The organism is Bradyrhizobium sp. BR 10261, assembly GCF_019455395.1.
Taxonomy (GTDB): domain Bacteria; phylum Pseudomonadota; class Alphaproteobacteria; order Rhizobiales; family Xanthobacteraceae; genus Bradyrhizobium; species Bradyrhizobium manausense.
Window position 1 is genome coordinate 311,043 of the sequence record NZ_JACOFQ010000002.1, and the last position, 12,544, is coordinate 323,586.

Annotated in this window: 20 protein-coding genes; 10 read left to right on the plus strand and 10 right to left on the minus strand. The window is 62.3% G+C overall.

The genetic code is table 11. The annotated features are described in order from the left end of the window. The first annotated feature begins 109 nt into the window (after positions 1–109). Positions 110–763 (plus strand): TetR/AcrR family transcriptional regulator, encoded by a 654-nt coding sequence (locus tag HYH07_RS03520; protein ID WP_220001144.1) that lies wholly within the window; start codon positions 110–112, stop codon positions 761–763. A 38-nt stretch (positions 764–801) separates the two neighbouring features. On the opposite strand, the gene HYH07_RS03525 is transcribed toward HYH07_RS03520, so the two are convergent. From HYH07_RS03525 to HYH07_RS03535, 3 genes are all read right to left on the minus strand, one after another. After that, complete coding sequence (locus HYH07_RS03525; protein WP_220001145.1) at positions 802–1,449, minus strand: TetR/AcrR family transcriptional regulator; 648 nt, start codon at positions 1,447–1,449, stop codon at positions 802–804. 4 nt (positions 1,450–1,453) lie between these two features. After that, on the minus strand, positions 1,454–1,891 hold the full coding sequence (locus HYH07_RS03530) for a hypothetical protein (RefSeq protein ID WP_228749192.1): 438 nt from the start codon (positions 1,889–1,891) through the stop codon (positions 1,454–1,456). A 79-nt stretch (positions 1,892–1,970) separates the two neighbouring features. Then, positions 1,971–2,225 carry a hypothetical protein gene (locus HYH07_RS03535; RefSeq protein WP_220001146.1) on the minus strand — a complete coding sequence of 85 codons (255 nt, stop codon included), beginning with the start codon at positions 2,223–2,225 and terminating at the stop codon, positions 1,971–1,973. Between the two features lie 150 nt (positions 2,226–2,375). On the opposite strand from HYH07_RS03535, the gene HYH07_RS03540 reads away from it, so the two are divergent. The 9 genes from HYH07_RS03540 to HYH07_RS03580 all read left to right on the plus strand — a co-directional run bounded on the left by HYH07_RS03540 (position 2,376) and on the right by HYH07_RS03580 (position 6,986). Further along, positions 2,376–2,576, plus strand: coding sequence for a hypothetical protein (locus tag HYH07_RS03540; RefSeq protein WP_220001147.1), 201 nt, complete (start codon positions 2,376–2,378; stop codon positions 2,574–2,576). Next, entirely contained in the window at positions 2,573–2,752 is a 180-nt protein-coding gene (locus tag HYH07_RS03545; protein ID WP_220001148.1) for a hypothetical protein, read from the plus strand. Before HYH07_RS03540 ends, HYH07_RS03545 begins: the two co-directional genes overlap by 4 nt. Then, complete coding sequence (locus HYH07_RS03550; RefSeq protein WP_220001149.1) at positions 2,746–2,964, plus strand: hypothetical protein; 219 nt, start codon at positions 2,746–2,748, stop codon at positions 2,962–2,964. The genes HYH07_RS03545 and HYH07_RS03550 overlap by 7 nt, the downstream gene beginning before the upstream one ends. A 40-nt stretch (positions 2,965–3,004) precedes the next feature. After that, positions 3,005–3,304 carry a hypothetical protein gene (locus HYH07_RS03555; RefSeq protein ID WP_220001150.1) on the plus strand — a complete coding sequence of 100 codons (300 nt, stop codon included), beginning with the start codon at positions 3,005–3,007 and terminating at the stop codon, positions 3,302–3,304. 23 nt (positions 3,305–3,327) lie between these two features. Next, on the plus strand, positions 3,328–3,927 hold the full coding sequence (locus HYH07_RS03560; RefSeq protein WP_220001151.1) for a PepSY domain-containing protein: 600 nt from the start codon (positions 3,328–3,330) through the stop codon (positions 3,925–3,927). Positions 3,928–3,964: 37 nt separating this feature from the next. Beyond that, positions 3,965–5,131: a DUF3734 domain-containing protein gene (locus HYH07_RS03565; RefSeq protein ID WP_220001152.1), complete on the plus strand. Its 1,167-nt coding sequence runs from the start codon at positions 3,965–3,967 to the stop codon at positions 5,129–5,131. Between the two features lie 29 nt (positions 5,132–5,160). Next, on the plus strand, positions 5,161–5,952 hold the full coding sequence (locus HYH07_RS03570; protein ID WP_220001153.1) for an acetoacetate decarboxylase: 792 nt from the start codon (positions 5,161–5,163) through the stop codon (positions 5,950–5,952). Continuing rightward, complete coding sequence (locus HYH07_RS03575) at positions 5,949–6,284, plus strand: hypothetical protein (RefSeq protein WP_220001154.1); 336 nt, start codon at positions 5,949–5,951, stop codon at positions 6,282–6,284. Before HYH07_RS03570 ends, HYH07_RS03575 begins: the two co-directional genes overlap by 4 nt. Positions 6,285–6,380: 96 nt before the next feature. Then, the gene (locus tag HYH07_RS03580; RefSeq protein WP_220001155.1) at positions 6,381–6,986 is read left to right on the plus strand and encodes a hypothetical protein; all 606 of its coding nucleotides are present in this window, start codon (positions 6,381–6,383) and stop codon (positions 6,984–6,986) included. Between the two features lie 118 nt (positions 6,987–7,104). Here the strand turns inward: HYH07_RS03580 and HYH07_RS03585 are convergent, their stop codons facing one another. From HYH07_RS03585 to HYH07_RS03615, 7 genes are read right to left on the minus strand one after another with little or no spacing between them, the layout of a single operon-like run. Then, entirely contained in the window at positions 7,105–8,139 is a 1,035-nt protein-coding gene (locus HYH07_RS03585) for a Gfo/Idh/MocA family protein (protein WP_220001156.1), read from the minus strand. Between the two features lie 6 nt (positions 8,140–8,145). Then, positions 8,146–8,595 (minus strand): type II 3-dehydroquinate dehydratase, encoded by a 450-nt coding sequence (gene aroQ / locus HYH07_RS03590; protein ID WP_220001223.1) that lies wholly within the window; start codon positions 8,593–8,595, stop codon positions 8,146–8,148. Positions 8,596–8,608: 13 nt separating this feature from the next. Beyond that, positions 8,609–9,355: an amino acid ABC transporter ATP-binding protein gene (locus HYH07_RS03595; protein WP_220001157.1), complete on the minus strand. Its 747-nt coding sequence runs from the start codon at positions 9,353–9,355 to the stop codon at positions 8,609–8,611. A gap of 59 nt (positions 9,356–9,414) precedes the next feature. Further along, on the minus strand, positions 9,415–10,242 hold the full coding sequence (locus tag HYH07_RS03600) for a transporter substrate-binding domain-containing protein (RefSeq protein WP_220001158.1): 828 nt from the start codon (positions 10,240–10,242) through the stop codon (positions 9,415–9,417). 51 nt (positions 10,243–10,293) lie between these two features. After that, positions 10,294–10,950 carry an amino acid ABC transporter permease gene (locus tag HYH07_RS03605; RefSeq protein ID WP_220001159.1) on the minus strand — a complete coding sequence of 219 codons (657 nt, stop codon included), beginning with the start codon at positions 10,948–10,950 and terminating at the stop codon, positions 10,294–10,296. 10 nt (positions 10,951–10,960) lie between these two features. Continuing rightward, positions 10,961–11,629 carry an amino acid ABC transporter permease gene (locus HYH07_RS03610; protein ID WP_220001160.1) on the minus strand — a complete coding sequence of 223 codons (669 nt, stop codon included), beginning with the start codon at positions 11,627–11,629 and terminating at the stop codon, positions 10,961–10,963. Positions 11,630–11,680: 51 nt separating this feature from the next. Beyond that, positions 11,681–12,535: a shikimate dehydrogenase gene (locus HYH07_RS03615; protein WP_220001161.1), complete on the minus strand. Its 855-nt coding sequence runs from the start codon at positions 12,533–12,535 to the stop codon at positions 11,681–11,683. Positions 12,536–12,544 lie beyond the last annotated feature (9 nt).

The window sequence follows — 12,544 nt, forward strand, 5'->3', positions numbered from 1 at the left end:
CAGGCAAATAATATACTATACCGTATATTTTCTTTTTCTTGCCTTTCTTTGCAGACCGTGTCAAGCGGGAAAGCGACATGCACGGACTCGTGATTTCGGAGGTCCAAAAATGAAGAAGACGAAGCGAGGCAGACCGCCCAAGGATCTTGCCGGCGACGCGCAGGCGCGCATCCTCGATGCAGCCCGGCAGCTGTTTCTGGAGAAGGGCTATCGCAGCGCCAGCATCGACGACATTTCCGAACTCGCGCCCGCGAGCAAGCCGACGATCTACGCCCACTTCCCCGGCAAGGAAGCGCTGTTCGCGGCGGTGGTGGCCCGCACGGTCGAGGGATTGACTGATTTCAAGGGATTCTCGCCGGAAGGCCGCACCATCGAGGATAAATTGACGAACCTCGGGACCGAAATCGCGGAACGCTTCGTGGAGGAATCGGTCGACTTGGTCCGCGCCACTATTGCCGAATCGCAGCGGTTTCCCGAACTGAGCCGCAACGTTCATGACACCGCACGCGATCGCTCTCAGGCCGCGGTGTCCCAGCTGCTGGACGACGCCACGCAGAAGCTTGCGCGCGCACCCAAGGGCCCTTTCAGCGCCAAGCGAAGCCGCGCCACCGCGCAGATCTTTCTCGACCTGATCGTGCTGCCAATGCTGTTCCGGTCGCTGGTTGGCGAGACACCGAAGGACCTGAAGAGGGAGCTTCCCGACTTCGTGCGCGAACGCGTCGGATTCTTCCTGGCGGCCTGCGAGACGGACTGGTCGTACTAGAATTGCGGCCAGCCTTGTCTTCGGCGCGAGCGACTCCTTCAGCCGGCCTTGAGCTGCCCATGAGGTATCACCTTGGCCGGCTGCAACGATGGCGCACGACGCAAAGCGCTCGTACAAAATCTCAACATCTCGTCGAAGCTTGGCCGCAGCGTCGCAGCGCCGACCCGCGATGGGTTGAGATGGACGTCCATGGCTTCCAGCAGGCAGCAGGTCAACGCCATCGGGCTGCCGCCCTGCAGTTCGCCGCGTGCTTGCCCCGTGCCGATGATTGGTCGCACCAGGCCCCGGATCTTGTCTTGATAGGCGAGGACGACCGTCCAATTCTGACGAACAGCCAACGCCACCAGATCCTGCGCGCGTCGGCGCTTCGCTGATCGACCTTCATTGCAGTCGGCAATCGCTTTCAGGATCGCCGCCAGACGCTGCAGCGCCGGCCCCTGGATACGGGCCGCCTCAGCTGCAGCACTGACCGTCTCGTCGAGCAGCGCTGCGACCACAGCCTCTTCAATCGACCGCTTCGAAGGAAAGAAGCGGTAGACGTTGGCTGAGGACATCGACAAGCGCCGCGCGATGTCGGCGACCGTGGTCTTGTGGTGACCGATCTCGCAATAGAGCTGGAGAGCCGCCTGCATCAGCCTGCGGCGGGCAGTCTCGTTCCCGGCCCTGTCACCAATCTGCTCGCTCATGATCTCACCGCGCCGGAAGATTCATGAGCTCGCTGCGGCAGGCTTCGCCGAAATCCCGCAAAGGGTCCATCTCTTCGATGAAGTCGGGCAAGTCGACGAACGTCCGGTTTGGCGACAGGTAGGTCTCGATGATGAGGCGACCGGTGCGCTCGGCGGCGTGCACGACCTCATCACTCGACAGGATCCGCATACGGCCCACCAGCGTGTACAGGCTGACAAGTTGCGGAATCTCGGCCCTGTCGCTGACCAGCGCGTCGGCATAGAGCCGCGAGGCTTCCTCGATGAAGCTGCGGTACAGCCGCTCGCGCTTCGAGAAGGCGCGGGCATGATGACGCTCGCGAAGGCGCCGGCGCCGGCTGAACCACCCGCTGACGATGGTCGAGACCGCTCCGAACGCCGAGCCGCTGAAGGCAGCCAGGGCCGGTATATACACCGCGCTCATGAAATCGCTCCTGTGTCCTGCCGCGATGCCGATGCAATTCAGGGCAGGAAGCCCGCGGCACCGGTTGCGGCATCAATCCTTATCTGCCCCTGGCCGAGCCGGTGCTGGCTTGGTCGAACACCGCCTTGCACGCTTCGCTCAGGTTCGATTTCCTCTGCCGCAGGCAGGCCTCGACACCCGACGGGTCCGGAATGTAGGCGCTGCACAGACGAAAGGCGTCCGGCGTACAGGCCGCCCTCTGCTCCGCCGTGCCCTGGTTCTCCTGAGCTGGTGCAGATGCGCTGCCAAGCGCGATCACGACCGCTGCGAACAATATTTGCGTCAATCTCGTCATGTCAGATCCTTTCTTTGCGCGAGGCTTCAGGTTGGGCGGAGCCTCACCGCCTTGATCCTGCACACGCGCTTGTGAGGTCCTCGTCTTGACAGCATCCGCGGCGCGTGCTTTATATGAACTATACGGTGTATTTTATTAAGGAAACGGAGAATGTCAACCGTGCTGTTCGCATTGATGCGCGAAAATCCGCTGCCCGGACTTGCCGCCGCATCGCTGAACATCGTCGTCGCCATGTGCCTCGTGGCGTTGAGCCTGCTGCTCGGCATCACCATCGCGATGATCGCGTGGGCTCATTCGCTCGCCACGCAGGAGCCCGCCTCGGTTCGCCTGCCGCGGAGGACGGTCGCATGACGCCTGCCCTGCTGATTGCCCGCGACTGCATCATCTATTGGGTCAATGTCTGGCTCGCGCCGGTCGAATTCGTCTTCGACGAGATCGAGTCCGAGCTCGCGCGCAGAAACGCCGCGGCTGAGGACTTCCAACGCCCTGCGCGACGTGAGATCACGACCGGTGACGCGACATGCTGAACTTCATCGAAGTCTTTGACGTGATGGAAGTGAATCCGATCAGCCGGGAGGCGGTATGGATCGGTCTTACCGGAACGCGGACGGCACTCCAGCGCGACGGATTCATGATCGACCCGAAGGCAGGCGCCTTTTGTCCGGCGGACTGGCTCGACGAGCGCGGCTATCTCGACGCCAGGCTTGCGCGCCAGCATCCGCGTCCGTGGGGCATCTGACGATGACACTGTGTGATTCCACCGCCGGGAGCGAGCTGTCGTGAGCCGACGATCTGCCATGTTCATGCGCGCAAGGCAGCCGATCGATAGCGCGCTTCCTCTGCGCGGCTATTTCCTGTCGGTGAGCGGAGCTCTGGTCTGCTTGTTATGGTTGGCGGACTGGGCGCTGCCGGCGCAACTGCCGGGTCGCTCTTCCGAGCCGAATCCCGCACGGCCTGAAATCCGCATCCACTCCGACGTGAAGGGACCGGAGCTGGTCACGATCGATACCAATCAGCCCCTGCCCTCGCCCTCCGACAAGGAGATCGTCGTCGCCCACGCGCCTGTCGCAGGCGACTGACCAACCCAATCGAGATTGATCCGATGTCCAAGAACCATTTGTTTGCAGCGATCGTGTGGTCCGCAGCGCTCGCCGCGACCGGAGCGGCCGCTGACGTGCGGAATTCCGCTGATGCAAGCAAGCAGGCCGTGAGCGAGCAGAGCGATGCCGAAGAGGCAGCCATCCGCCGCGTGCTTTCGGAGTTCCGCACCACCCGCGTCCCGCTCAGCCAGGCGATGGCGATAGCAGAGCGCCTGCATAGCGGATCGAAGACGGCCGACATCAGCTTCGAGATCGCAGGCCCGCCCGTCTATCGCATCCGCACGCTCAGAAATGAGCGCGTCTGGGAAAATGCCATCGATGCAAAGACCGGAGACGTCACGGGCACGGAGACGACATTTTCACTCAAGGAGCTCGATCGGGAAGATCTCGCCAAATTCGTCGCCCTGAAATGGATCAAGCAGGAATTGTCTGATGCCGTGCAGGTCGCCGAGAAGGCCGCAGGAGGCAACGCTCTTGCCGGCGGATTGATGCGACAAGACGGCAGGCTCAACTTCGTGGTCGTCGTCGCATCCGGGGACCACTTGAAGGAAGTGATGCTCGAGCCGCCCAAGATCAGTGGGCAGGCTTCGGGCGATCGTTGACACGGACCTTCCCATCAATCCTCAAAGAGCAAACTCCATGAACTTCCAATCCCGGTCACAGCTTTCATCCGCACAGCGGCAATTGCCATTCGATTGCATCGCCCTGCTGTTGCAGGGTGGCGGTGCGCTCGGTGCCTATCAAGCCGGCGTCTATGAAGCCTTGGCCGAAGCCAGCATTCATCCCGATTGGGTCGCCGGCATTTCGATCGGCGCGATCAATGCCGCCATCATCGCCGGCAATCCGCCGGAGTCCCGCGTCGACCGTTTGCGCGATTTCTGGACCCAGGTCACCTCGACGGCGCCGTGGGAATGGTCCGCTCTCAGCGATTGGGCAAAGACCGACAGCACGCGCAACCTCATCAACCAGATGAGCGCCGGTCTTGCGGCCACGTGTGGCGCAACCGGCTTTTTCTCCACCCGTCCCATCCTGCCCTGGCTGCAGCCCGGCGGAGCCAGCGATGCGACCAGCATCTATGACACGCGCGCGCTCAGGACCACGCTGGAGCGCCTGGTCGATTTCGATCGTCTCAACGCCGGGCAGACGCGTTTCAGTGCCGGCGCCGTCAACGTCCGAACCGGGAATTTCGTGTATTTCGACAACACGACACACACCATCCAGCCGGAGCACATCATGGCCAGCGGCGCGCTGCCACCCGGCTTTCCGGCCGTCGAAATCGAGGGCGAGCACTACTGGGACGGCGGCCTCGTCTCCAACACGCCGCTGCAATGGGTGATCGAATCTGATGCGCCGCAGGACATGCTCGCGTTCCAGGTCGACCTCTGGAGCGCGCGCGGTCAACTTCCCCGCAACATGGCCGAAGTCGTCACGCGCCACAAGGAAATCCAGTATTCGAGCCGCACGCGCGCCAGCACCGACCAGTTCAAGCGGGTGCAGCGCCTGCGGCGCGCGCTGACGGATCTGCTCGGCCGGCTGCCCGACGATCTCACCCAGCATGAGGACGTGAAGCTGCTCAGCACCGCAGTCTCCCGCAACGTCTACAACATCGTCCATCTGATCTATCGCGCGCGCAATCACGAAGGCCATTCCAAGGACTACGAGTTCTCGCGGCTTTCCATGCAGGACCATTGGCGCGCCGGCTATCACGATGCACTGCGCACGCTGCGTCATCCCGAGGTGCTCGCCCGGCCCACGAGCCCCGACGGAGTCTTCACCTTCGATCTCGAACATGACGGCCGCGAGTAGCCCCAACCCAACGCCTGGAGAGAACATCGATGCGCGAGACTGATGTGAAGCAACGCGCCTTCGCCATGCCGCTGACCAATCCGGCCTATCCGCCCGGGCCGTACCGCTTCGTCGATCGCGAATACCTGATCATCACCTATCGCACCGATCCAGCAAAGCTGCGGGCCGTGGTGCCGGAGCCGCTGGAGGTCGACGAGCGAGAGGCTCTCGTCAAATACGAGTTCATCCGCATGCCCGATTCCAATGGCTTCGGCGACTATACGGAAAGCGGGCAAGTGATTCCCGTCTCCTTCCGCGGACGCAAGGGCGGCTACACCCACTGCATGTTCCTCAACGACGAAGGACCCATTGCCGGGGGGCGCGAGCTATGGGGCTTCCCGAAAAAGCTCGCGCAGCCGACGTTGAGAACCGAGATCGACACCCTGATCGGCACGCTGGATTACGGCCCGCTGCGCGTCGCGACGGGGACGATGGGCTACAAGCACCGCGAGGCCGATCTGACGAAGGTCAACGCAGCGCTCAGCGAGCCCAACTTCCTGCTCAAGATCATCCCGCACGTCGATGGCAGCCCGCGAATCTGCGAGCTCGTTCAATACCGGCTCGAGGATATCGTGCTGAAGGGCGCCTGGACCGGGCCTGCGGCCCTTGCGTTGACGCCACATGCGCTGGCGCCCGTGGCCGAACTGCCGGTACTCGAGATTATCTCCGCCGTTCACATCCGCGCCGACCTCACGCTCGGCCTCGGAACGGTGGTGCATGATTATCTGCGGCAACCGGCCCGCGGCTCGATCCGAGCCGGTGAGAGGGCTCTGGTTTTTTGACGCCAGTTGCGCGTCGCATCCGGGGCGACGTACAGATCCTGCGCGCACGTTATGAAGAAGCATACGAGATGGAAATTCTGGGCATGTCTCCTGTCAAGCAAGCCAGCCGGAACGAGACCAGGCGCTGTTTCCAGCTCAACTTCGCGGAAGATAACCGTCTTGCGAACGCCCTGCGCGTCTGCGAGGCGATTTTCAGTGAGGATGTGCTGCCATGCCATGCCGAGCTGATGGCTCCGAGCGACTTCTACGCAGCGATTGCCTCCGGACCATCTCGCACTCGGCCAACAGCCAAGGACGAAGAGTTAACGTTGCTTCCCTTTCTCGCGGCCTGAGGGACCGCGCATCAAACGGCGAGGCAATTGACCCAAGTCAACACGAGCAAAGCCAGGCCCGGACATCATCCAGCTCGAACAGTTACGGAGACGATCATGTCAGAACAGAGCAGCATGCATTTTTACCTGAATTGGGCCAAGGAGCGCATCGACGAAATGGATGCCGCTCTCGCCTCGTTCGAGGTCAAGGCCGGCGAGGCCAAGGCGGAATCCAAGGTCAAGGCCGAGCAGATCATTGCCGACCTGAAGAAGCGCCGCGACGAATTTCAGGTGCAGCTCAAGGCACAGGCCGAAGCCGGCGAGGCAGCCTGGGCACGCAACAAGACAGAGCTCGAAAAGCAGTGGAACGGCTTCGAGGCGCAGATGAAGGTTTACTTCGAGAGCGCCGGCAAGCAGCTCGAGCAGCAGCAGGCTACGTTCAAGGACATCGCCGCCGCGCAGGCGAAAGCTTGGCGCGAGGCCGCCGACAAGTTCCGCGAGGCGGCTGGCAAGGTCGCCGCAACTCATACCGGGGATTTCGATGCCGCCCTCAAGCAGATGAAATCCGATGCGTCCGAGGCGGAGGCACGTCTGCAGAAGCTGAAGCAGGCCGGCAGCGAGTCGTGGACGGTGCTGGGCGCAGCGCTCGCCGAGTCTCGCAAGGCGTTCGATCAGGCCAATCAGGCGGCTTGGAATGCGCTGAAGGGCTCTGGCGCGAGGTGAAGCTCAATCACGGGCTGGCAAATCGCCCCGGGACATCTGCACCGATCGGCTTGCGAATTTCGGACGGCCGACATTTCCAGACGCGGATATCTCGGGGCGGAGGCCACGCGTTTCGGTATCAAACCGACACGAGGACTCCGCTTTCCGCCGCCCGCTTGACCGCGTCGATCACCCCGAGGGTTTTCAGCCCTTCGCGCCCGCTCACCACAGGCTCGGCCGTACCGCGGATAACCCCGCAGAAATTGGCGATCTGCAAGCCAAGCGGGTCTTCCTTCTCGTAGCTCAACCGCTCGCGCTCGATCGGCGCCCACCAGCTCGCCTTGCTTGGGTGATGCCATAGGTCGAGTTGCGGAATGGCCAGCGATGCCCTGGTGCCGCCGATCTGGTAGCACGCCTCCTGCGTATGGGTGTAGGCCGGGTTCTCACCGGCGGTGAATTCCCAGCTCCAGGGCGACTGGATGATGTCCGAGACATTGACCGTTCCAAGCGCGCCGGAGGCGAAGTGCAGGATGATCACCGCGGTCTCCTCGACCGCGTTTCCACGCAGCCGATTGGATTGGGCGGCTTGCACCGCGACGATGTCCCCGCACAGGTACCGCAGCAGGTCGACATCGTGGATGAGATTCAGGAAGACAGGCCCCGCCCCTTTCTCGCGGCGCCAGGCCACGTCGAAATAGTCGTCCGGCTTGATCAGCCAGAACATGCCATGCACCGACACGATCTGGCCGAGCCGGCCGCTGTCGATCTCCGCCTTGGCGCGCTGGATCATCGGGTTATGCCGGCGGTGATGGCCGGTGAGCAGCGGCACGCTCGCCCGCTCCGAGGCTTCGACCAGCCCCTGCGCAGCGACGATCTCATCCGCCAGCGGCTTCTCGATCAGCGCCGGGATGCGAGCTGCGATACAATCGATGCCGTTGGCCACGTGCATCTGGTTGGGGGTGGCGACAACCACCCCCTCCGGCCGATTTCCGGAGAGCATGTCCTGAAAGGACGGAAACCAGTCCACCTTCAACGATGCCGCCAGCTCTCGGGCCGCCGGCATCGGATCGACGATTGACGACAGCGTCGCCTCCGGCCGCGCGAGAACGTGCTCGATGTGTCGCTTGCCGATGAGGCCCGCTCCCATGACCGAGAGGCGGACGGGTGCGCTCATGCGATGCTATCCCTTCGTCTCATCAAGCAGCTTGGCCACACGCCGCAAGCCGAGCAGGTACCCTTGAGTGCCGAAGCCTGCGATGACCCCATCGGCCCGTTTGGAGATAAACGAGTGGTGACGGAATTCCTCGCGCTTGTGCACGTTGGAAATATGCACCTCGATCACCGTGCCCTCGAACGTGTTCAAAGCATCCAGGATGGCGACCGACGTATGGGTGAAAGCTGCGGGATTCATCACGATCCCGGCAGCCGTCTCGCGCGCCTCGTGGATCCAGTCGATCAGCTCGTATTCCCGGTTGGATTGATGGAAGCGAATCTCCAGGCCGAGCTCCTTGCCCAGCGCCCGACAGTCCCGCTCCACATCCGCAAGCGTCTCGTGACCATAGATGTGGGGCTGGCGTTTGCCGAGCAAATTGAGATTTGGGCCGTTGAGAACGTAAACTAGACGACTCATAAGAGAACTCCGTTCAGTGATGGGCGAGGATTTCGCCAAGGAACTGCCTGGTGCGGGCATGTTGTGGATTGCGGAAGAACGCCTCCGGCTCGCCTTCTTCGATGATCTGGCCTTCAGCCATGAAGATGACCCGGTCGGCGACCTGGCGGGCAAAGCCCATCTCGTGGGTGACGCAAATCATGGTCATGCCGTCATTGGCGAGGCCGATCATCGTATCGAGAACCTCCTTGACCATCTCGGGGTCGAGCGCCGAGGTCGGTTCATCAAACAGCATGACCTTGGGCTGCATGCAGAGCGCGCGCGCGATCGCCACACGCTGTTGCTGTCCGCCCGAAAGCTGAGCCGGATATTTCTCGGCCTGGTCGCCGATGCGAACGCGCTCGAGATATTTTCGCGCGGTCGCTTCCGCCTCGGTCTTGCCGATGCGGCGCGCGCGGATGGGCGCGAGCATGCAGTTCTGCAGGACCGTCATATGCGGAAAGAGGTTGAAGCTCTGAAAGACCATGCCGACGTCCTGACGAACGACATCGATGGCCTTGATGCTGTCGTCAAGCCGATGACCGTTCACCACGATGCTGCCCTGCTCGATCGCCTCGAGACGGTTGATACAGCGGATCAGCGTCGATTTGCCTGAGCCAGACGGGCCGCAGAGCACGATCTTCTCGCCCTTGCGCACGGTGAGATTGACGTCACGGAGAGCCTGGTACCCGCCGTACCATTTCTGCACGCCCTTCATTTCGATCAGGATATCGTCCTGCATGGATTCGGCTCCGCTATCGGGCGGCGGCCAACGCGGATCGCGTCGGCCGCTCGCAATGGCTACTGAACTGTGAAGGGAACGCCGGGGACCGAGTCCGGGAAGATCGGCACGGGCACCTTCATCCATTTGGCGTAGAAGCTGGCCAGCTTGCCGTTCGACTTGATCTGGTCGATGAACTTGTTGGCCGTCTCGTTCCACTCCTTGTCCCCGAGGCGGGTGCAGGCCCCGTTATACAGAGCGGTGAAGTGAAGCTTGGGCTCGAACCCGAGCTCCGGCTTTGCGGCATTCAGGCGCTGCGGGTAGAAGCTGTTCGCGCCGACGGCCTGCACCTGGCCCGAGAGCAGCGCCTGGATCGTGGCCGCATCATCATCAAACCTGCGGATTTCGGTGCCCGCCGGAGCATTATTGGTGACCTGGGTGTCCTGCGTGGAGGATCTCGGAACGCCGATCACGAACTTGGCCATGTCGGCGTTGCTATTGATCGGGGTTGCCTGGGCCGCCACCAGCGTAATCTCGTTGGCAACATATGGCTTGGAATATTGCACCGCCTTTGCGCGCTCGGGCAGCATGGCCATGGTCGCGAACAGAATGTCGACGCGGCCCGTGGTAAGCGCCGGAATACGATTGGCCACCGCGAGCGGAACGAACTCGGCCTTCACGCCGAGATAGTCGGCGAAGGCGCGGCCCATGTCGGCGTCGATGCCATCCTGCTTTCCCGAGCTGTCGACATAGCCCCAGGGCGGATTGTCGCCCTGAATGCCGATGACGACGACACCCTTCTTCTTCACATCGTCCAACGTGCCGGCCTGCGATTTGCCTGCGATGGCGGCGGCCGCCAATGCCAGCAGCGCGACCCCGAACTGGCGACGACTACGTGAAAACAACATAAGTATCTCCTCCTGATGATGGCTGTTTGTGATTGAATAGGTGCGCCGTTGCTACCTTTGACTGGCCAGGGCGAGCCTGGCCTCCATCCGGCTGCCCCACCATGACAGTGGCCAGCAGAGGATGAAATACATCGCGCCGACCACGCCGAAAACGAGCAACGGCTGGAAAGTCTGGTTCGATACGATTTGACCGGCGCGGGCGAGTTCGATGAAACCGACGATGGCGGCGAGCGACGTGCCCTTGATGAGCTGCACGAGGTAGCCGATCGTCGCGGGCAGCGAGATGCGGATTGCCTGTGGCAGCACGATGTCGCGCATGCGGGACGAATAGTGCAATCCGAGCGCCATCGCCGCTTCGGTCTGGCCACGCGGCACGGCCTCGATCGCGCCGCGCCAGATCTCGCCAAGGAACGCGGAGGCATTCACGGTGAAGCCGATCGCCACCGCGACGAAGGCGTCGAGCTTCAGCCCGGTGAGTGCCAGGCCATAATACACGACGAAAAGCTGCAGCAGCAGTGGCGTGCCCTGGAATATCCCGATGTAGATGCGGGTGGCCCATTCCACGCCCCTGTGACCACAGGTGCGCAGCAATGCGACGGCCAGCCCAGCCGTGCAGCCGCCAGCGAATGCGACCAGCGTCAGCAGCACCGTCCATTGCAGCCCACGCAGCAGGAAGCCGAACTCGGGAAGACCAAAATGCGGTGTCATGATCGCCCCCTCAGCGTGTCGGATAAGAGAAGAAGCGGTGAGAGATCGCCGCAAAGCCCAGCATCAACAGCCAGGAGATCGCGAGATAGAGGAAGGTGACGGAGAAATACACCTCGAAGCTACGGAAGGTATCGCTTTCGATGCGCTGGGCAACCGACGTCAATTCGTAGGCAGATACCGCCGAGCAGATCGACGAGGTCAGCGTCAGCATGATGAACTGCCCCGTGAGCGAGGGGTAGATCGCGCGAAGCGCGGGCTTGAGCACAATGAACCGGAACACCTGTCCTTTGTGCAGTCCGAGCGCGTAGCCGGCCTCCACCTGCCCTTTATGAATGGACTGCACGCCGCCGCGGATGATCTCGATGGCATAGGCGCCGCCATTGACACCGAGCGCGATAATGGCGGTCGCGGTTGGATTGAGCTTCAATCCGATCAGCGGCAGCGCGAAGAACAGAAAGAATATCTGCACCAGGAAAGGCGTATTGCGCACGACCTCGACGAATCCGATCACGACGGCCCGCAACCAGGCCGCTTTCGAATCGCGTGCCGCGACGCCGGCGACACCGATCACCATCGCGAGCGTCATGCCGGCGAGCGCCAGGCCCAATGTCCCCACGCACCCCCACAGCAGGGCGGGCATCGCATGCCAAACCACCGAGAAATCGAGCGTATAGCCCATTATGCGTTTCCTCTCGGGCGTTGTGCGTACCGCTCGCCCATCGGCCTGACGTTACCCTCCCAGGGATGCAAAAGTGGCGAAGAAGACGTCCGGATCAGGTGAGATGCCCGTAAACAGGCGAAATGCCTCGGTGCCCTGGAAGATCGCCATGCCGCCACCGTCGATGGTGCGGCAGCCGAGGCTACGTGCCGCGCGCAGCAGGGCGGTTTCCAGCGGGAAATAGACGATCTCGGCGACCCACAGATCGGGACGCAGCAGATCCGTCGGCAGCGGCGTGCCTGGATATTTGTCCATGCCGATCGGCGTCGCGTTGACGATTCCGTCGGCGGCAGCGACGTACGCGGCAACATCCTGGCCAGCCCTCAAGCGCCCCTCCGCAAATCGGGGAGACAAGCTATTTACCAAACTCTGTGCTTTGGCCAAGTCGACATCGACAATGGTCAGTTCCCGCACGCCGAGCTTCATGAGCGCGAAAGCAACCGCCACGCCCGCTCCGCCCGCGCCAAACTGGACGACCCGACCGAGCGGCGCACCCTGCATGTTGCGGCGAAAGTTCTCGGCAAAGCCGAACCAGTCGGTGTTGTGGCCGGTCATTCGACCGTTCCTGATGACCACGGTGTTCACCGCACCAAGCGCCTCGGCGTCGGGCGAAAGCTCGTCCAGGAGTGGGATGATGGCCTGCTTGCAGGGATGGGTCACGTTCAGCCCGTCAAAGCCCATCCGCTTTGCCGCCATCAGCAATTCCGGCAGCGCTTCGGCTCCAAGTTTCAACTCAGTCAAGTCAATCTTCTTGTAGAGATAGCGGATGCCGGCGGCGTCAGCAGCCGCTTCGTGCATGGGCGGAGTGCGCGACGCAGCAATGCCGCTGCCGATCAGCCCGACAAGGAAGCTGGGTTTGGGATGCATATTCGGTAT

Bases quoted from the DNA above. Each gene is read 5' to 3' on its own strand.
- HYH07_RS03595 (WP_220001157.1), bottom strand. From the start codon at position 9,355: ATGCAGGACGATATCCTGATCGAAATGAAGGGCGTGCAGAAATGGTAC.
- HYH07_RS03550 (WP_220001149.1), top strand. From the start codon at position 2,746: ATGCTGAACTTCATCGAAGTCTTTGACGTGATGGAAGTGAATCCGATC.
- HYH07_RS03565 (WP_220001152.1), top strand. From the start codon at position 3,965: ATGAACTTCCAATCCCGGTCACAGCTTTCATCCGCACAGCGGCAATTG.
- HYH07_RS03580 (WP_220001155.1), top strand. From the start codon at position 6,381: ATGTCAGAACAGAGCAGCATGCATTTTTACCTGAATTGGGCCAAGGAG.
- HYH07_RS03525 (WP_220001145.1), bottom strand. From the start codon at position 1,449: ATGAGCGAGCAGATTGGTGACAGGGCCGGGAACGAGACTGCCCGCCGC.
- HYH07_RS03610 (WP_220001160.1), bottom strand. From the start codon at position 11,629: ATGGGCTATACGCTCGATTTCTCGGTGGTTTGGCATGCGATGCCCGCC.
- HYH07_RS03615 (WP_220001161.1), bottom strand. From the start codon at position 12,535: ATGCATCCCAAACCCAGCTTCCTTGTCGGGCTGATCGGCAGCGGCATT.
- HYH07_RS03535 (WP_220001146.1), bottom strand. From the start codon at position 2,225: ATGACGAGATTGACGCAAATATTGTTCGCAGCGGTCGTGATCGCGCTT.
- HYH07_RS03605 (WP_220001159.1), bottom strand. From the start codon at position 10,950: ATGACACCGCATTTTGGTCTTCCCGAGTTCGGCTTCCTGCTGCGTGGG.
- HYH07_RS03540 (WP_220001147.1), top strand. From the start codon at position 2,376: ATGTCAACCGTGCTGTTCGCATTGATGCGCGAAAATCCGCTGCCCGGA.
- HYH07_RS03560 (WP_220001151.1), top strand. From the start codon at position 3,328: ATGTCCAAGAACCATTTGTTTGCAGCGATCGTGTGGTCCGCAGCGCTC.
- HYH07_RS03600 (WP_220001158.1), bottom strand. From the start codon at position 10,242: ATGTTGTTTTCACGTAGTCGTCGCCAGTTCGGGGTCGCGCTGCTGGCA.
- HYH07_RS03585 (WP_220001156.1), bottom strand. From the start codon at position 8,139: ATGAGCGCACCCGTCCGCCTCTCGGTCATGGGAGCGGGCCTCATCGGC.
- HYH07_RS03545 (WP_220001148.1), top strand. From the start codon at position 2,573: ATGACGCCTGCCCTGCTGATTGCCCGCGACTGCATCATCTATTGGGTC.
- aroQ (WP_220001223.1), bottom strand. From the start codon at position 8,595: ATGAGTCGTCTAGTTTACGTTCTCAACGGCCCAAATCTCAATTTGCTC.
- HYH07_RS03570 (WP_220001153.1), top strand. From the start codon at position 5,161: ATGCGCGAGACTGATGTGAAGCAACGCGCCTTCGCCATGCCGCTGACC.
- HYH07_RS03530 (WP_228749192.1), bottom strand. From the start codon at position 1,891: ATGAGCGCGGTGTATATACCGGCCCTGGCTGCCTTCAGCGGCTCGGCG.
- HYH07_RS03520 (WP_220001144.1), top strand. From the start codon at position 110: ATGAAGAAGACGAAGCGAGGCAGACCGCCCAAGGATCTTGCCGGCGAC.